Raw genomic sequence first — 16,627 nt, forward strand, 5'->3', positions numbered from 1 at the left:
AGGAGGGAGCCGGGCCGCTCTCGTCACGTTACGGACCGGTCAGTACCGCGGCCGGTTGAACCAGGCCACGCCGTCCCGGGTGCTCATCGCGATGATCCAGATGAGGCAGATCGCGATCCACAGCACGCCGACGATCACGCCGAACCCGGCACCACCGTTGGCCTGGGCGCTCCCGGTGACCGCGCCGGCCAGCACGAGCAGGCCGAGCAGCAGGGCGATCGAGCCGTACACGATGGTGGTGATCCGGGTCGCCGGACCGCCCTTGCCGAACTTCGCGCCGAGCGTGATGGAGAGCACCGCGGCGAGCAGGTACACGACCCCGAGGACCAGCAGGACGCCGGCCGCGGCGTTGCCGAAGATCGCGGTGTCACTGCTCGTGCTGTGCTCGTTGGCGACCTTCTTGGCGCCCGCGGCCACGATGATCAGGAAGCCCGCGAGCAGGACCTGCACACCGCCCACGACGAACAGCAGCACCCGGCTGGTCATCACCAGGCCCGGCATGGACGGCGGCTGGGCCACCGGCGGGTAGCCGTAGCCCGGCGCCGCCGGCGGGTAACCGTAGGCGGCCGGCGGGGCCTGCTGCGGGTAGCCGTAGCCGGGGGCGGCCGGCGGCTGGCCGTACGGGTTGTTCGGGTCGGGCGGGTAACTCATGGATGCCTCCGGGCAGTTACGGGGACGCGGGGACGGGACGGCGGAGGCCCCGGTTGCGGTCGCGAGTCGGGTCGACGACGGAACGGGACGGTATCCGGGCGCAGTGACAGCCCGGCGGCGGTGACGGGCGGTACGGCCGGTCCGGCGGCCGGCTCAGCAGTGCGGTGGACGGGCGAGCCCGGACCGGGACGGACGCGGCGCGGTGAAGGCGGCGCGACGGCGCGCGGGCTGCTCGGTCTGCTGTGGTCGGATCACTGGCTCTTTCCCCCGGGAACGCCCCGCCGCGGGATCCGTCGGCCCGTCACCGGGCCGGATCGCGGCGGGAATGCCCGCTTATCGTGATCCGGACGGCCGCGCCCTGTCCAGCCGGTTCCCGGGCCGGGCCGAGACTGTGGCGCAACCGCAACGTCGCCCCGACCTTCCGTACCCGTCCGATCTCCGGGCCGACCGTGGTACGGCGACCTGTCGCGATCCGGGAGAATGGGGTCATGACTGCCCAGATTCTCGATGGCAAGGCCACCGCCGCCGCGATCAAGTCCGAACTCGCCGCCCGCGTGGCGGCCCTCAAGGCGAAGGGCGTCACGCCCGGCCTCGGTACCGTCCTGGTCGGCGACGACCCGGGCAGCCGCTGGTACGTGAACGGGAAGCACAAGGACTGCGCCGAGGTCGGCATCGCCTCGATCCAGCGCGAGCTGCCCGCCACCGCCACCCAGGAGGACGTCGAGAACGTCGTCCGCGAGCTCAACGCCGACCCCTCCTGCACCGGCTACATCGTCCAGCTGCCGCTGCCCAAGGGCCTGGACCAGAACCCGGTCCTGGAGCTGATGGACCCGGACAAGGACGCGGACGGCCTGCACCCGACCTCCCTCGGCCGGCTCGCCCTGGGCATCGACGGCCCGCTGCCCTGCACCCCGCTGGGCATCGTCGAGCTGCTGCGCCGCCACGACGTCGAGATCGACGGCGCCGAGGTGGTCGTGGTCGGCCGCGGCATCACCGTCGGCCGCTCCATCGGCCTGCTGCTGACCCGCCGCAGCGAGAACGCCACGGTGACCCTGTGCCACACCGGCACCCGGGACCTCAGCGCCCACCTGCGCAAGGCCGACATCATCGTGGCCGCCGCCGGCGTGCCGCACCTGGTCAAGCCCGAGGACGTCAAGCCGGGCGCGGCGGTGCTGGACGTGGGCGTCAGCCGCAGCGAGGGCAAGATCGTCGGCGACGTCCACCCCGGCGTGGCCGAGGTGGCCGGCTGGATCTCCCCCAACCCCGGCGGCGTGGGCCCGATGACCCGCGCGATGCTGCTCAACAACATCGTCGAGGCGGCCGAGCGCCGCGCCGGCATCTGACACCCCAGGGACGGCGAGCATGACTGAACCGCGACCGGCGCGGTCCCGGCGCAGGCCGGTCAAGACCACCGGCACCATGCCGCCCGAGGGCTCGGCCTCGGCCCTCGGACGCGACCACGCCCTGCCGGTGCGGCAGTGGCCGATAACGCTGGTCCTGCTGGTCGTCGGCGCCGGCCTCGCGGTCACCTGGCTCGCCGACTCCAAGGACGGCTTCAAGTACGGGCTGCTGATCCTCGGCGGCGGCGTGCTGCTGGGCGCGGTGCTGCGCCTGGTGCTGCCCGAGGTCGGGATGCTGGCGGTGCGCAGCCGGTTCACGGACGTCATCGTGCTGACCTTCCTGGGCGCCTCGATCGTGCTGCTGACCCTGGTCGCGCAGCCGAACCCGTGGCTGCAGATCCCGCTGCTCGACAACATCGGCCAGCTGATGGGCCGGTCCAGGCACTGACCGGCCCGTCCGCCGACCGGCTCCCCGCGGCCCCCGCCCGACCCAGGGCGGGGGCCGCGGTGCGTCTGTGACGCATCAGCCAGGACGGAACCCGCGGCGTACGCTTCCCTTTGCGATAACCTGACGCCGGTCTCTCGATGTCGAGAGAACATCCTCGGCTCCAGCGCGCCGGTGTGCCTGGGGCACCTGGCGATTTGCTGGAGAAGGTAGAAATGACCCGCACCCCCGTCAACGTCACCATCACCGGAGCGGCCGGCCAGATCGGCTACGCGCTGCTCTTCCGCATCGCCTCGGGCCACCTGCTCGGTGCCGACGTGCCGGTGAACCTGCGCCTCCTGGAGATCCCGCAGGGCCTGAAGGCCGCCGAGGGCACCGCCATGGAGCTCGTCGACTGCGCCTTCCCGCTGCTGCGCGACATCACCATCACCGACAAGCCGGCCGAGGCCTTCGACGGCGCCAACGTCGCGCTGCTGGTCGGCGCCCGCCCGCGCACCGCCGGCATGGAGCGCGGCGACCTGCTGCAGGCCAACGGCGGCATCTTCGGCCCGCAGGGCAAGGCCATCAACGACCACGCCGCGGACGACATCAAGGTCCTGGTCGTCGGCAACCCGGCCAACACCAACGCCCTGATCGCCCAGCGCAACGCCCCGGACGTCCCGGCCGAGCGCTTCACCGCGATGACCCGCCTGGACCACAACCGCGCCGTCGGCCAGCTGTCCGCCAAGACCGGCGCCCTGGTCTCCGACATCAAGCGCGTCACCATCTGGGGCAACCACTCCGCGACCCAGTACCCGGACATCTTCCAGGCCGAGGTCGCCGGCAAGCCGGCCTTCGAGGCCGTCGGCAGCGACCTGGCCTGGCTGGAGAACGACTTCATCCCGACCGTCGCCAAGCGCGGCGCCGCCATCATCGAGGCCCGCGGCGCCTCCTCGGCCGCCTCGGCCGCCAACGCCGCCATCGACCACGTGTACACCTGGGTCAACGGCACCGCCGAGGGCGACTGGACCTCCATGGGTGTCGTCTCCGACGGCTCCTACGGCGTCCCGGCCGGCCTGATCTCCTCCTTCCCGGTCACCACCAAGGACGGCAAGTTCGAGATCGTCCAGGGCCTGGAGATCTCCGACTTCTCGCGCGCCCGCATCGACGCCTCGGTCAAGGAGCTGACCGAGGAGCGCGACGCGGTCCAGGAGCTCGGCCTCATCTGAGCCCCCCGCACCGGTTTTCCGACGGCCCGCCGCCTCCCTCCCGGGGAAGCGGCGGGCCGTCGCTGTTGCTCGCCCGCTCGCGAGTGCCCGGGCTCGGAGCGGGGCTCGCCCGCTCGGGGCTGCGGGCCAGCCCCCGCGCGCCGGCCGCCCTACACTGGCCCGCTGTGAACGAAACCCTCGGGGACGCCGCGCTCGTCCTCGTCTTCATCCTGCTGGGCGGCCTGTTCAACGTCGCCGAGATCTCGCTGATCTCGCTGCGCGAGGGCCAGATCCGGACGCTGGAGGCGCGCGGCACCCGGCGCTCGGCCCGGGCCGCGCACCTGGCCGCCGACCCGAACCGCTTCCTGGCCGCTGTCCAGGTCGGGGTGACCTGCATGGGCTTCCTGTCCGCCGCCTTCGGCGCGGACACCCTGGCCGGCAAGGTCGCCCCGGTGTTCGTCCGGGCGGGCCTGACCGAGGGCGTGGCCGACGCGGTCGCCCTGGTCAGCCTCACCCTGGTGATCAGCTACGTCTCGCTGGTGCTCGGCGAGCTGACGCCCAAGCGGATCGGCCTGCAGCGCGCCGAGTCCATCGCCGTCATCGCCGCGCCCGTGGTGGACGTGATGTCGGTCGTGCTGCGCCCGGCGATCTGGCTGCTCGGCCACTCCACCAACCTGATGGTCCGCATGCTCGGCGGGGATCCGACCGCCGGCCGTGGCTCGATGAGTTCCGAGGAGCTGCGCGGCCTGGTCGCCACCAACACCGAACTCGGCAGCGACGAACGGGCGTTGATCGCCGATGTGTTCGCCGCCGGGGAGCGCCAGCTGCGCGAGGTGATGGTCCCGCGCACCGAGGTGACCTTCCTGGACGCCGAGCGCCCGCTGGCCGCCGTACGGCAGCAGGCCGACACCTCGCCGCACTCGCGCTACCCGGTGGTCGAGGGCAGCGCCGACGCGGTGGTCGGCTTCGTCCACGTCCGCGACCTGTACGGCGCTCGCGGCGAGCAGGCCGCCAAGGTGCGCGACCTGGCCCGCCCGGTGAAGCTGCTGCCCGGCACCAAGCGGGTGCTGGAGGCGATGGGGGAGATGCGCCGAGAGGGCCACCACCTGGCCATCGTGGTGGACGAGTACGGCGGCACCGCCGGGATCGTCACCCTGGAGGACCTGGTCGAGGAGGTGATCGGCGAGATCCGGGACGAGTACGACCGGCCGGAGTCCGCCCCCACCCGTCGGCTGGCCGGCGGCGGCATGGAGCTGGACGGCCTGCTCAACCTCGGCGACTTCGCGGAGGAGACCGGCGTCACCCTGCCCGAGGGCCCGTACGAGACGGTGGCCGGCTGCCTGGTGGCCTCGCTCGGCCGACTGCCCCGGGACGGCGACCAGGTCCGTGTCCCGCTGGAGGGCGGCGGCGGGGTGCTGCTGACGGTGGCCAAGGTCGAGGGCCGGCGGATCGCCCGGGTGAGGGTGAGTGCGGTCACACTGGCGGAACCTCCAGGGGCAGACGTTTCCTGAGCGACCGGTGGAACTGGAACAATGGCCCGCATGGTCAACGCAGCGGTCACTGGTCCGGTCAAGGACCGTCCCCGGGTGCTCTCCGGCATCCAGCCCACCTCCGGCTCGTTCCACCTCGGCAACTACCTGGGCGCGGTACGCCAGTGGGTCGACCTGCAGAAGGACAACGACGCCTTCTACATGGTCGTCGACCTGCACGCGATCACGGTGCCGCAGGACCCGGCGACGCTGCGCGAGAACACCCGGATCTCCGCCGCCCAGCTGCTCGGCGCCGGCCTGGACCCGGACCGCTGCACGCTCTTCATCCAGTCGCACGTGCCCGAGCACGCGCAGCTCGGCTGGGTGATGAACTGCCTCACCGGCTTCGGCGAGGCCTCCCGGATGACCCAGTTCAAGGACAAGTCCTCCCGGTACGGCGCCGAGAGCACCACGGTCGGCCTGTTCACCTACCCGATCCTGCAGATCGCGGACATCCTGCTCTACCAGGCGGACGCCGTCCCGGTCGGCGAGGACCAGCGCCAGCACGTGGAGATCACCCGCGACATCGCCGAGCGCTTCAACACCCGCTACAGCCCCACCTTCACGGTGCCGAAGCCGTACATCCTCAAGGAGACGGCGAAGATCCAGGACCTCCAGGACCCGGGCATCAAGATGAGCAAGTCGGCCTCCTCGCCCAAGGGCCTGGTGAGCCTGCTGGACGACCCGAAGGCCAGCGCCAAGAAGTTCAAGAGCGCCGTCACCGACACCGACACCGTCGTCTCCTACGACGAGGAGGGGAAGCCGGGCGTCTCCAACCTGCTGCGCATCCACTCCGCGCTCAGCGGCCGGCCGGTCGACCAGCTGGTCGAGCACTTCGAGGGCAAGATGTACGGCGCCCTGAAGACCGAGCTGGCCGAGCTGTTCACCGACTGGGTCACCCCCTTCCAGGAGCGCACCCGCACCTTCCTGGACGACCCGGCCGAGCTGGACCGGGTGCTGGCGATCGGCGCCGACAAGGCCCGCGAGGTGGCGTCGGCGACGCTGGAGACGGTGTACGACCGGATCGGCTTCCTCCCGGCCGCCAAGCGGTGACTCCCCTCACACGCCTGCCCGATGGTGAGCTGATCACCATCGGCGTGTCCGTGAGCGTTCCGGACCCGTACGGCGCGGCGATCCAGGACGCCCGCGCCGGGCACGGCGATCCGCTGGCCCGGTCGATACCGACGCACGTCACCCTGCTGCCGCCGACCGAGGTGCCGGCCGAGGCGCTGCCGAAGATCGAGGAGCACCTGGCGGCGGTGGCGGCCGCGCACCGGCCGTTCCGGATGCTGCTGCGCGGCAGCGGGACCTTCCGCCCGGTGTCGCCGGTGGTGTTCGTCCGGGTCGAGGAGGGTGCGCAGGAGTGCCGGCTGCTGGAGGCGGACGTCCGCTCCGGCCCGCTGGCCCGCGAGCTGGCCTTCCCGTACCACCCGCACGTGACGGTCGCCCACGGGCTGCCGGACGACGTGCTGGACCAGGCGTACGAGCAGGCCCGCGGCTTCCGGGCGGCCTTCTCGGTGCCGGGCTTCGGCCTCTCCCGCTTCGACGCGGACGAGGTCTGGCGGCCGTGGCGGGGCTACTCGTTCGGCTGAGCCGCCTGAACCTCCGTCCGCGCCCCGGCTCGAACTACTCTGCGGCCAGCCCGAGTTCGAGCATCCGGTCGACCACCCGCCGCGCCGCGCCGCCGTCGTCCAGGGCGCAGTGCTCGGCCCGGAACCGCCGGTAGCGCTCGGTGTAGCCGGGCGGCAGGGCGGCGCCGCCGTCGGCGAGTGCGCGCAGCGCGCCGAGCAGTTCGGCGGAGGTCGTCACCAGCGGGCCGGGGGCGTTCGACTCGAAGTCGAAGTAGAAGCCGCGCAGGGTGTCGCGGTAGTGCTCCAGGTCGTAGGTGAAGAAGTACATCGGGCGGCCGGTGATCGCGAAGTCGAACATGATCGACGAGTAGTCGGTCACCAGCGCGTCCGCGACGAGCAGCAGCTCCTGCGGGTCGGGATAGTCCCCGCAGTCGTAGCGGAAGCCGTCGCCGGCGCCCGGCAGCGGTTCGCGCACGTGGGCGTGCGGGCGGACGAGCAGCACGTGGTCCTCGCCGAGCAGGCGCCGGGCGTGGTCGAGGTCCAGCCGCAGGTCGAGCCGGAAGCCGTCGCCGTCGCCGCGCTGCTGGTCCTCGCGCCAGGTCGGCGCGTACAGCACGATCCGCTTGCCGTCGGGGATGCCGAGCCGGCGGCGGACGGCCGCGGCGGTCCGCCCGTCCGGGCGGGCGAGCACGTCGCCCCGCGGGTAGCCGGACTCCAGCACCTCGCCCCCGTACCGGAAGGCGCGCCGCAGGATCGGGGTGGCGAACGGGCTGGGGGAGAGCAGCAGGCTCCACTGCGGGGTCTCCCGGTCGAGCGCCGCCAGGTAGCCGTGGTCGGCCAGCCAGGGGTTCTCGACGTCGTGGGCGATCCGCTTGAGCGGCGAGCCGTGCCAGGTCTGCACGACGACCTGGCCGGGGCGGCGCTCCAGGAAGTCGGGGAAGTGCGTGTTGCCGACCAGGTAGCGGCAGGTGGCCAGCGCCCGGTACCACTCCGGGCTCCAGATCCGGACCGGGGTGACCCCGGCCGGCACCTCGGCCTGGGCGTCGTCGACCACCCACAGGTGCTCCAGCGGTGCGCCGCGGCGCGCGAGTTCGACGTGCACCGCGCGCGGGGAGTCGGCGTAGCCGCGGCCGCCGAACACGTCGTACAGCACCGCCTCGCGCAGCGGTTCGCGGCGGGCGGCCGGGTACTCCCCGGTGCGCAGGCGGTGCTGCGTCCAGGCGCTGCGTTCGGTGGCGGTGAGCACCGGGGTGGAGTCCACCAGCAGGGTGTCGTTCCAGCGGCGCTGCAGCAGGAGGGTCTTGCCGCCGACGGTGGTGGCGGCGGGGACGGCGGCCAGCGCGGCGGGGGCGGCGAGCAGCGGTCGGCCGGAGCCGGTGCGGTCGGCCGGTTCCAGCGCGGCCTGCCAGATGCCCTTGCGCAGCGGCAGCGCGGCGCCGTCGGAGCCGGTGCGGGTGGCGGGCACCCGGGCCCGGAACCGGCCGTCCGGGGCGCTCTCGACCGGGGTGCGGACCTCGCTCGCGGTGCCGGAGTGCCGCAGCACCAGCTCCAGCCGGTCGGGAGCCTGGGCCGGGCAGTGGCCGGACAGTTCGAAGCCGTCGGGCCGTACGGCGATCCGGTCGACCAGGCCGGCCGCGGGCTGGACGCAGACCTGGAGCCGGCCGTCGGCGAGGTGCTTGAGGTAGAGCACCCGGTCCGGGGTGTCGGGCAGCGGGTGCTGGCCGGCCACCGGGCCGCCGCGCTCGTCGAGGCAGAGCTGCTCGGTGCCGCCGTCGGGGCGCCGTAACTCGGCGTCCCAGTGCTCCAGTTCGCCGGTGCCGCGTCCTTCGGTGACGAACGGCCGGTACGGCAGGTGGGCGGTGAAGGTGTTGCCGGCGCGGGTGAGCGGCTGCTCGATCACCGCGTCGCTCTCCCGGTGGCGCAGCCGCAGCAGGGTGCCGGCGGGGCAGGAGTCGGCGACGCCGGTCAGGTCGAGCCCGACGGCGGTGCGGGCGGCCCCGGTGATCCGGACGGCGGGGCGCTCCAGGCGCAGGCGCAGCCGGCCGTCCTGGAAGCCCGGCTGGAGCCGGACGTCGTGGTCCACCCAGCGGGCCGTCGGGTACTCGCCGGAGCCGCACCAGTGCGGGGCGAGGGTGCCGTACTGGCGCCGCACCCGGGTGCGGCGGGGGCGGGTGAAGAGGGTGGTCTCGACCTGCCAGTCGCCGAGCAGCCAGCGGCCGTCGCGGCGCAGCCGGCCGGGCGCTATCAAGGCGGTGAAGCCGGACCAGTCGTGGTTGTACTCGGGCTGGGCGCTGTTGTCGGTGATCTCGGGCATCCTGCGCGGCGTGGAGCGCAGGTGCACCGGTGGCTCGCCGCCGCCGTGGCGCAGGGTCAGCCAGGTCCAGGCGGAGCCGGGCCGGCCGGTGTCCAGGTCGTCGGGGCGGGCGAAGCCGGTGAGTTCCAGGCCCCGGTCGTGCCAGTGCGCGCGTAGCAGCCCGAACACCGCGTCCCCGTCGCCGGCGGGGCGCCCGGCGGCGACCCGGGGAGCGGCGTGCGGCAGGACGAACCGGGTGAGCACAGGCATTTGCGCGAGGGGCCCTTCGGAATGGAAATCCATATCCCATCCGGAAATGCCACCCGGGTCAACTGCACGCTTTTTCGAATTCCTTCGGGAGTTCTTTTCCCGGACGCCTGTTCGTACATGATTCACGAGATCGGGTCATTCCGGTTCCCAGCGGTCCCCGGACACGCGGCGACCCCCGGACATGCGGCGGCGCCCGACACCACCGGTGTCGGGCGCCGCCGCGGTCACTCGCGGAGGGCTATTCCTTGCGGAGCATCGCGTCGACCACCCGGGCGGCGGCCTTGCCGTCGTCCAGGTCGCAGTACGCCTCGCGGAACGCGGCGGCCTTGTCCGCGTACTCGGTCGCGACCGCGTCCACCCGGCCGAGCGCGGCGACCAGCTCCTCGGAGGTGGAGAGCAGCGGGCCGGGCGCCTCCGCCTCGAAGTTCAGGCTGAATCCGCGCAGGTTGTCCCGGTAGTGCTCCAGGTCGTGGGTGAAGAAGAGCATCGGCTTTCCGGTCGACGCGAAGTCGAACACGCTCGCCGAGTAGTCGGTCACCAGCACGTCGGCGATCAGCAGCAGCTCCGCCATGTCGGGGTAGCTGCCGACGTCCCAGATGTAGCCGTTGCCGGCGCCCGGGATCTGGCCGCACATCAGCTCGTGCCGGCGCACCAGCAGCACCTGGTCGTCGCCGAGCGCGGCCTGGGCCGCCGCCAGGTCGATCCGCAGGTCGATCTGGTAGCCGCCCTGCGGCCGGCGCCGGTCCTCGCGCCAGGTCGGTGCGTAGAGCACCACCTTCTTGCCCTGGGGCAGCCCGAGCCGTTCCCGGACCTGCTCGGCGGTCTTCTCCCGGTCGGATGCGAACAGCAGGTCGTTGCGGGGCGAACCGCTCTCCAGGATCTCGCCCTTGAAGTCGAAGGCGCGCCGCAGCACCGGGGCCGACCAGCTGTTGCCGGCCACCAGCAGGCTCCAGTTCGGGACCTCCTTGGCCAGGCTCTTGAGGTAGCTGGAGTCGGTGAACCAGACCTTCTCGAAGTCGAAGCCGACCTGCTTCAGCGGGGTGCCGTGCCAGGTCTGCACGACCACCTGGCCGGGGCGGCGGACGAAGAACTCGGGCAGGTGGGTGCTGGTGACGACGTACTTGGCGGTGGCCAGCGCCTCGAACCACTCCGGGCTCCGGAACCGGATCGCCGTCGCGCTCTTCGGCAGCTCGGCCTGCATGTCGTCGTTGACCCACAGGTGCTCCAGCGGCAGGCCGCGGCGCACCAGCTCCTCGTGGACGGCCCGCGGCGAGTCGGCGTACACGCCGTCACCGCCGACGCAGTACAGCACGGTGTCGCGCAGCGGCAGCCGGCGGGCGGCCGGGTAGTCGACGGTGCGCAGCCGGCGCTGGCGGAAGCCGGCCCGCTCCTCGGGCAGCAGCGCCGCGTGCGCCTCCAGCGACAGGCCGTCGTGGTCGCGGCGTTCCAGCGTGATCCGCTTGCCGCGGGACTCGACCTCCAGCGGCAGCGACTCGAAGCAGTCCGGGGTGACCAGCACGGAGGCGCCGGGCAGCACGTCGGCCGCCCCGCCGACCCGGCGGAAGAAGACGTTCCAGGTGCCCTTGGCGAGCGGCACCCGGCCGGCGAAGGAGGCGGTGGGCACGGCGGGCAGCGCGGTGCGGAACCGGCCGTCCGAGATCTCCACCGGGTAGACGTGCTCCTCCTCGCGCCAGTGGTGACGGACCACCAGCTCCCAGCGGTGCGCGCCGGGCAGCGGGAACGAGCCGCTGAGCAGGAAGCCGTCGGCGCCGCGCGAGGACAGCTCGTCCACCAGCGGCTGCAGCACCTGGTCGGCGAACTGGAGGTAGCCGCCGGGGGAGGGCTTGGAGTAGAGCGCCCGGTGCTCGGCCGCCGGGGCCTGCGGGTTCAGCGGCAGGTGCAGCCGCTCGGGCGCGTTGCGCTCGTCCCAGGCCAGCGGGACGGTGCTGCCGTCGCCCAGCAGCAGCTCGGTGTCCCAGTGGTCGCGGACGCGCTCGCCGGCCACCGGGTCCAGCTCGGCCCAGGCCTCGCGGACGGCGGTCAGCTCGGCGGTCGCGAAGGAGGCGGTGAAGGGCTGCAGCGAGCCGACCGGCGCGCCCAGCTCCAGCGGGACGGTCACCTGCCGGTCCGACTCCAGGTGGGTGAGCTGCAGCCGGGCACCGGCGAAGCTCGGGCCGGAGCGGGCCGCGCCGGAGACCTCCACCCGGCCGGCGTGCGCGGACAGGCCGGTCACCCGGGCCTTGACCGTCTCCACCCGCAGGTAGACGAAGTTGTCCCGGACCCACGGCACGATCCGTACGTCCGGCTCGACCCAGTGCGACGGGATGACCTGCGCGGTGTCGCTCCACCCGGCCGAGATCCGGCCCTTGTACACCCCGCCCTTGCCCGCGCCGGCCACCAGGACGCGCCAGTGTCCGTCCTTCCACTCGCCGCGGTGCCTGAGCTTCTTCGGGTCGACCGAGACGGTGAAGCCGGACCAGTCGCAGCTGTACAGGTCGTGGTTGCAGCTCGCGGTGGCCTCGGGGCTGTACGTGGTCTTCATCGGCACCGCGATGACCCGGCGCCCCTTGGTCTCGCGCAGCACCAGGGTGCGGACCATGTCGTGCTTGCCGGACGCGCCCAGCTGCTCCGGGTACGCGTGCCCGGTCAGCCGCAGCTTCCCACCGACCCAGCCGCTCTCGTACAGCCGGCTGCGCATGACCAGCGAGTTGTCCAGCTTGAGCACCCCGGCCGGCACGCTCCTGCGCCCGCCGCGCAGGAACGGGTAGTCGGCGTACGCGCGCAGCAGGCCGCGGGCCTGGACACCGCCGCCGCTCTCGCCCTCGTACTTGATCTGCTCGATCAGCTCGTCCATCCGGCCGGCCAGGGTCAGGTGGTACTTGAGCCGCAGTGGCGCGCGCAGCTTGCGGACCTGCTCGGGGCCGATCGCCCGGAGCAGCCGGCTGACGTGCTGCAGGTAGGCGTCCCGGTACTCCTTGTCGCCGTCCACGATGGACCAGAAGAACATCGGGATCTCCTCGACGAGGGTGTTCTCGTCGTAGGAGCGCAGGTACTGGGCGAAGCGCGGCTCGGTCTGCTTGCCCAGCCAGCCGCGGACCAGCTCGACCGAGGCGACCCGGTCGATCAGGCCCTTGGGGTTGGTGCGCATCTGCGTGATCGACATCTCGCCGACCTCGCGCTCGCGCCAGTGGTAGATCGGCTCGGAGAGTACGTCCACGCTCTTGGCCAGGTAGTGGTGCGGCACGCTGACCGGCGCGTCCTCGTACAGGATGCCCTCGGGGTAGAGGATGCCCGCGGCGTCGAAGAAGGAGCGCCGGTACACCTTGTTCCACGCGGTGCGGTCGGTGACCAGCGCCGGGATCTCGGTGATGTGGGTCTTGAGCCTGGTCTCCTTGAACGGCTTCACGTGGCCGCCGGACTGGTAGTAGCCCACGGCCCGGAAGCGCAGCACGTTGCCGGTGCAGAAGTCCGAGCCGGTCTCCTCCAGCGTGTTGATCATCAGCTCGTACGCACTCGGCGGCATCGAGTCGTCGCTGTCCACGAAGCACAGGAACTCGGAGTCCGGGTCGATGTGCCGGATGCCGGTGTTGCGGGCCGCTCCGAGGCCCTTGTTCACCTGCCGGACCAGCCGGAATCGCGAGTCCTTGGCCGCGTACGCCTCGGCGAGCGCCGCGCTGCCGTCCTTCGATCCGTCGTCGACCATGACGCACTCGAAGTCCGTGAAGGTCTGGGCGGCGATCGAGTCGAGGCACTCGACGAGATAACGCTCGACGTTGTAGATCGGAACGACGATGGAGAGGCGGGGAGCCATCGGCTACGCAGGCCTTTCTCGGGAAGGAGCGTGGCAGCCCGGTGGGGCCAGACCGCACGTTGATCGGTGCGTACGTGCCTCCCGATCCTACCTCCGGGGCAGGGCCCTCCCCGGGGACCACTACGCTGGGGCCGTGCCCCGCTTCAGCGTCATCGTCCCCGTGTACAAGGTCCAGGACTACCTCGCCGAGTGCCTCGAATCGGTGCTCGGACAGGACGGTCCGGACCTCGAACTGATCGCGGTGGACGACCGCTCCCCGGACGGCTGCGGCGCGATGCTGGACGCGGCCGCCGCCACCGACCCGAGGGTCCGGGTGCTGCACCTGCCGGAGAACGTCGGCCTCGGCCGGGCCCGCAACGCCGGCCTGGAGGTCGCCGGCGGCGACTACGTGGTCTTCCTCGACAGCGACGACACCCTCACCCCCGGCCTGCTCAAGAGCATCGACGAGCGGCTCACCGCCACCGGCGACCCGGACGTCCTGGTCTACGACTACGCCCGCACCTACGCCGACGGCCGGATCACCCGCGCCGCCTCCGCGCACGTCTTCGGCGCCGCCTCCCCGGACGTCTTCGACCTCGCGGCCCGCCCCGACCTGCTCGACCTGCTCCAGGTCGTCTGGAACAAGGCCTACCGCCGCGACTTCGTGACCGGGCAGCAGCTGGTCTTCCCGGCCGGCTACTACGAGGACACCCCCTGGACGTACCCGGCGCTGCTCGCCGCCGCCCGGATCACCCTGCTCGACCGGGTCGGTGTGCACTACCGCCAGCGCCAGGAGGGCGGCAACATCCTGGCCACCGCCAGCCGCAAGCACTTCGACGTCTTCGCCCAGTACGACCTGGTCTTCGCCTTCCTCGACCGCCGCCCCGACCTCGACCCGTGGCGCCCGGTCGTCTACGGCCGGATGCTGCACCACCTCAACACCGTGGTGTCCAAGCCCGGCCGCGTCCCGCCCGGCGACCGCCGCGAGTACTTCCGCCGCGCAGCCGAGCACTGTGCCCGGCTGCGCCCGGCCGGCTACCGCCCGCCGGCCGGCGTGGACGGCGTGCGCACCGAACTGCTCAGCCACGGCCGCTACGGCGCGTACCAGGCCGTGCGCGCCCTCGCCAAGGCCCGTCGACTCGTCCGGCGCTGAGGCCCGCGCCTGACGGCCATTCGGGTGGCGGCCCGGTATAACCGGTCGCGTGGACTTCCTGACCCGCCTCCCCGTCGTCGGCCCGCTCGTGGCCCGGGTGCTGCGCAGCCGCCCCTACCGGGTGTACGAGTACTTCTCGGCCGCCCGCGGCAACCGGCTGGCCGGCGCCGTCACCTTCTTCGGGTTCCTCGCGCTCTTCCCGCTGTTGACGGTGGGTCTGGCGATCGCCGTCTCCACGCTGGACGACACCCAGGTGGCGGAGGTGCAGAAGCACATCTCCGACCAGCTGCCGGGCATCTCGGACGCGCTCGACCTGCCGGCCCTGATCGCCGGCGCGGGCACCGTCGGGCTGGTCGGCGGGGCGCTGCTGCTGCTCTCCGGCCTGGGCTGGGTGGACACCATGCGCACCTCCATCCGGGACCTCTGGCAGCTGCCAGACGAGGAGGGCAACCCGGTGCTGCGCAAGGCCTGGGACGTGGTGGTGCTGGGCGGCCTGGGCCTGGTGTCGCTGTTCTCGCTGGCCGCCTCCGCCGCCGGGACGACCCTGGCCGGGCGGATCGCCGAGGCGATCGGCCTCGGCAGCGGCTACCTGCTGACCGGCGTCGGCGTGCTGATCGCCATAGGGTGCGACATGCTGCTCTTCGCCTACCTGCTGGCGCCGTTCCCCGGGATCACCGGCCAGCGCCGCCGGGACCTCCTGCAGGGCGCGCTGATCGGCGCGGTCGGCTTCGAACTGCTCAAGCTCCTGCTCGCCTCCTACCTCGGCTCGGTCGCCGGGCGGAGCCTGTACGGCGCCTTCGCCACGCCGGTCGCCCTGCTGCTCTGGATCAACGTCGTCTGCCGGCTGCTGATGTACTGCGTGGCCTGGACGGCGACGGCCGACCCGGTGGCGGCCAGGGAGCGGACCAGGGCGCACGGGCGCTCCCTGCTGGAGGCCGCGGACCGGGCGGAGGCGAAGGCCGAGACCGGACAGTCCGCCGAACAGGCCCCCGGGAAGGCCGCCGGGCGCGCCCCCGGGCAAGGCCCCGGGCAGGCGAAGGCCCGGCCCCAGGACTGAGACCGGGCCTGCCCGTCAGGGCGGGGATCAGCCGGCGGAGCGCCGCCGCCGCAGGACCAGCGCGCCGTACCCGGCGCCGGCCCCGGCCAGGACGACCGCCGCCCAGCCGACCGGGCCGAGCCCGTCGTCCCCGGCGGGGTCGGGCGCCGCGGCGGCCCGCGTCGGGGTCGCGGAGGGGTGCGGCGGCGGAGCGGGCACGCCGTCGGTGCCGCCGGCCTGGCCGGTCGGCTGCGCGCCGCCCGCCGGCACCTCGTCCACCAGCCTCCCGACCGGCTGCACCTTGCCGACCGCGGCGAAGCCCCAGTCCAGCAGCTCGGCCGTCTCGTCGTACACCTTCTGGTAGCTCGCCGGGTGCATCACCGTCACCAGCAGGGTGCGGCCGTCGCGTTCGGCGGCGCCGACGAAGGTCGAGCCGGCGTTGGTGGTGGTGCCGTTCTTCACCCCGATCAGGCCGGGGTACTTGCCCAGCAGCCGGTCGGTGTTGGCGATCCCGAAGGAGCCGCGCTGACCGGTGTTCTTGTCCACGGCGCCCGGGAACATCGCGTCCCGGGTGGCGCAGTACGCCCGGAAGTCCGCGTTGCGCAGGCCGGCCCGGGCGAACAGCGACAGGTCGTAGGCCGAGGAGACCTGGCCGTCCATGTCGTAGCCGTCCGGGGAGATCACCTTGGTGTCCTTCGCCTGCAGCGCCTCGGCGCGCGCCTGCATCTCGGCCACGGTCTGCGGGATGCCGCCGTTCATGTGCGACAGGACGTGCACGGCGTCGTTGCCCGAGCTCAGGAAGACCCCGCGCCACAGGTCCTCGACCCGGTACTCCAGGTCCTCCTTGATCCCGACCAGGCTGCTGCCGGGGCCGATCCCCAGGATCTCCTCGTCGGCGACCTTGTGCACCGCGTTGCGGTCGAACTTGGGCAGCACGGTGTCCGCGAAGAGGATCTTCAGGGTGCTGGCCGGCGGCAGCCTGAGGTGCGGGTTGTAGGCCGCCAGCACCTCCCCTGACGTGGCGTCGGAGACTATCCAGGACTGCCCGGTGAGGCCGGTCGGCAGTGGCGGGGTGCCCGCCAGCGGGGAGACCTGGACCCCGGGGAGCCCCAGCCGCTCGCCGCCGACCGCGACCGACGGGGGCGGCTGCTGCGGGGCCGCGACCGCGGCCGGGCCGACGAGCAGGACCGGGAGCGCCGCGGTGACCGCGGCGCACATGCGTGCGAACGTGTGACGGGGTGTGGGCACCAGCAGACCGTACCCATTCACGCCCGCCGGCGTCCGCCACTCCGGGCCCGTCCTCCGCAGGAGGGGCCCGCCGTACGCCGATCGGCGGCCCGCGCATACTGGGGGTGCACACCG

12 protein-coding genes are annotated in these 16,627 nt (G+C 72.9%); 8 read left to right on the top strand and 4 right to left on the bottom strand.

Translation table 11 applies throughout. The features are described 5' to 3' along the window. Positions 1-39: 39 nt before the first annotated feature. Positions 40-651: a hypothetical protein gene (locus BX285_RS09225; protein ID WP_097237540.1), complete on the bottom strand. Its 612-nt coding sequence runs from the start codon at positions 649-651 to the stop codon at positions 40-42. 488 nt (positions 652-1,139) lie between these two features. Here BX285_RS09225 and BX285_RS09230 point away from each other — a divergent pair, with 488 nt between their 5' ends. The 6 genes from BX285_RS09230 (at position 1,140) to BX285_RS09255 (ending at position 6,744) form a co-directional block, all read left to right on the top strand. Continuing rightward, positions 1,140-1,994, top strand: coding sequence for a bifunctional methylenetetrahydrofolate dehydrogenase/methenyltetrahydrofolate cyclohydrolase (locus BX285_RS09230; protein WP_097237541.1), 855 nt, complete (start codon positions 1,140-1,142; stop codon positions 1,992-1,994). Between the two features lie 19 nt (positions 1,995-2,013). Next, complete coding sequence (locus BX285_RS09235) at positions 2,014-2,439, top strand: DUF3017 domain-containing protein (RefSeq protein WP_097237542.1); 426 nt, start codon at positions 2,014-2,016, stop codon at positions 2,437-2,439. A 212-nt stretch (positions 2,440-2,651) separates the two neighbouring features. Next, the gene (locus BX285_RS09240) at positions 2,652-3,644 is read left to right on the top strand and encodes a malate dehydrogenase (RefSeq protein ID WP_097237543.1); all 993 of its coding nucleotides are present in this window, start codon (positions 2,652-2,654) and stop codon (positions 3,642-3,644) included. Between the two features lie 164 nt (positions 3,645-3,808). Beyond that, positions 3,809-5,134 carry a hemolysin family protein gene (locus tag BX285_RS09245; protein WP_097237544.1) on the top strand — a complete coding sequence of 442 codons (1,326 nt, stop codon included), beginning with the start codon at positions 3,809-3,811 and terminating at the stop codon, positions 5,132-5,134. 30 nt (positions 5,135-5,164) lie between these two features. Continuing rightward, positions 5,165-6,205, top strand: a complete 1,041-nt coding sequence (gene trpS, locus BX285_RS09250; RefSeq protein WP_097240190.1) for a tryptophan--tRNA ligase — start codon at positions 5,165-5,167, stop codon at positions 6,203-6,205. 50 nt (positions 6,206-6,255) lie between these two features. After that, entirely contained in the window at positions 6,256-6,744 is a 489-nt protein-coding gene (locus tag BX285_RS09255) for a 2'-5' RNA ligase family protein (RefSeq protein WP_257032640.1), read from the top strand. A gap of 34 nt (positions 6,745-6,778) precedes the next feature. On the opposite strand, the gene BX285_RS09260 is transcribed toward BX285_RS09255, so the two are convergent. Continuing rightward, positions 6,779-9,286, bottom strand: coding sequence for a CDP-glycerol glycerophosphotransferase family protein (locus tag BX285_RS09260; RefSeq protein WP_183107036.1), 2,508 nt, complete (start codon positions 9,284-9,286; stop codon positions 6,779-6,781). Positions 9,287-9,524: 238 nt separating this feature from the next. Beyond that, positions 9,525-13,097, bottom strand: coding sequence for a bifunctional glycosyltransferase family 2 protein/CDP-glycerol:glycerophosphate glycerophosphotransferase (locus BX285_RS09265; RefSeq protein ID WP_121174873.1), 3,573 nt, complete (start codon positions 13,095-13,097; stop codon positions 9,525-9,527). A 133-nt stretch (positions 13,098-13,230) separates the two neighbouring features. Between BX285_RS09265 and BX285_RS09270 the strand changes: the two genes are divergently transcribed. Both BX285_RS09270 and BX285_RS09275 read left to right on the top strand, forming a co-directional pair. Further along, a complete protein-coding gene (locus BX285_RS09270) occupies positions 13,231-14,229 on the top strand; it encodes a glycosyltransferase family 2 protein (RefSeq protein WP_097237547.1) in 999 nt (332 codons plus the stop codon). Between the two features lie 49 nt (positions 14,230-14,278). After that, entirely contained in the window at positions 14,279-15,286 is a 1,008-nt protein-coding gene (locus BX285_RS09275; RefSeq protein ID WP_121174874.1) for a YihY/virulence factor BrkB family protein, read from the top strand. 27 nt (positions 15,287-15,313) lie between these two features. Here BX285_RS09275 and BX285_RS09280 read toward each other — a convergent pair whose 3' ends face one another. Continuing rightward, positions 15,314-16,513, bottom strand: a complete 1,200-nt coding sequence (locus tag BX285_RS09280) for a D-alanyl-D-alanine carboxypeptidase family protein (protein ID WP_398899930.1) — start codon at positions 16,511-16,513, stop codon at positions 15,314-15,316. Positions 16,514-16,627 lie beyond the last annotated feature (114 nt).

Origin of the sequence: Streptomyces sp. 1114.5, from assembly GCF_003635085.1 — a bacterium.
Taxonomy (GTDB): domain Bacteria; phylum Actinomycetota; class Actinomycetes; order Streptomycetales; family Streptomycetaceae; genus Kitasatospora.

What these genes read in the sequence shown, in the direction of transcription:
- BX285_RS09235 (WP_097237542.1), top strand. Translation starts at nt 2,014, where the DNA reads ATGACTGAACCGCGACCGGCGCGGTCCCGGCGCAGGCCGGTCAAGACC.
- trpS (WP_097240190.1), top strand. Translation starts at nt 5,165, where the DNA reads ATGGTCAACGCAGCGGTCACTGGTCCGGTCAAGGACCGTCCCCGGGTG.
- BX285_RS09225 (WP_097237540.1), bottom strand. Translation starts at nt 651, where the DNA reads ATGAGTTACCCGCCCGACCCGAACAACCCGTACGGCCAGCCGCCGGCC.
- BX285_RS09240 (WP_097237543.1), top strand. Translation starts at nt 2,652, where the DNA reads ATGACCCGCACCCCCGTCAACGTCACCATCACCGGAGCGGCCGGCCAG.
- BX285_RS09230 (WP_097237541.1), top strand. Translation starts at nt 1,140, where the DNA reads ATGACTGCCCAGATTCTCGATGGCAAGGCCACCGCCGCCGCGATCAAG.
- BX285_RS09260 (WP_183107036.1), bottom strand. Translation starts at nt 9,286, where the DNA reads ATGCCTGTGCTCACCCGGTTCGTCCTGCCGCACGCCGCTCCCCGGGTC.
- BX285_RS09265 (WP_121174873.1), bottom strand. Translation starts at nt 13,097, where the DNA reads ATGGCTCCCCGCCTCTCCATCGTCGTTCCGATCTACAACGTCGAGCGT.